This is a genomic window from Methanocalculus natronophilus, from assembly GCF_038751955.1.
GTDB lineage: Archaea > Halobacteriota > Methanomicrobia > Methanomicrobiales > Methanocorpusculaceae > Methanocalculus > Methanocalculus natronophilus.
This window is the reverse complement of record NZ_JBCEXH010000104.1, coordinates 1-579: the sequence shown is the minus strand read 5'-3', so window position 1 is coordinate 579 and position 579 is coordinate 1. Positions and strand designations below refer to the sequence as shown.

1 protein-coding gene is annotated in these 579 nt (G+C 34.7%); it reads right to left on the bottom strand.

Annotation, left to right across the window (positions count from 1 at the left end):
- A partial coding sequence (locus ABCO64_RS10700; protein ID WP_343089466.1) for a type II secretion system F family protein occupies nt 1-566 on the bottom strand: 566 nt, incomplete at its 3' end.
- Nucleotides 567-579: the final 13 nt, after the last annotated feature.

Sequence of the window (579 nt, the reverse complement as noted above, 5' to 3'; positions counted from 1 at the left end):
ATCATTTTCCCTAAATCACCTGTACGCTCTCCTACACTCATCATACGTGTAAAAATAACTTCACTCGCATAATGATGTTCAAACGCTGTTGACATATATTCACCGTTCATCACATTCTTTTGAGCTTTTACTAACAAATTCTTGTATACTTTATTATCCAGAGTCCCTCTTGTGGTATCTAAGGAATCTTGAAGGGGTACATGATTTTTTAATAATTGTGCAATAGTTGATGCAATGCGGCTTAAGTTATTCAGTTTCACAAGTTCACCAAATATAGGCATTTTAACTGCGATATAGCTAAACAACGTCTGTAAGCGATGAGATTTTTTATAGATAAACCTTAACGCTCTTAAGAAATTTCCTACGTTCATAAATAACATAGTTACACCTGGTAAGTCTCCGCCTAAGGATGCATACATGCCTTCAAACTGTGGCATAACACCAACCATCAAGAAAATTCCTACTCCAACCGCTACAATCATATAAATCAAAGGCATCATTAAAGTGGATTTAATAGAAGCTTTTAATTGCTGTTGTTTTTCAAAGTATTCAGTTGTTTCAACCAATACATCATCGAGT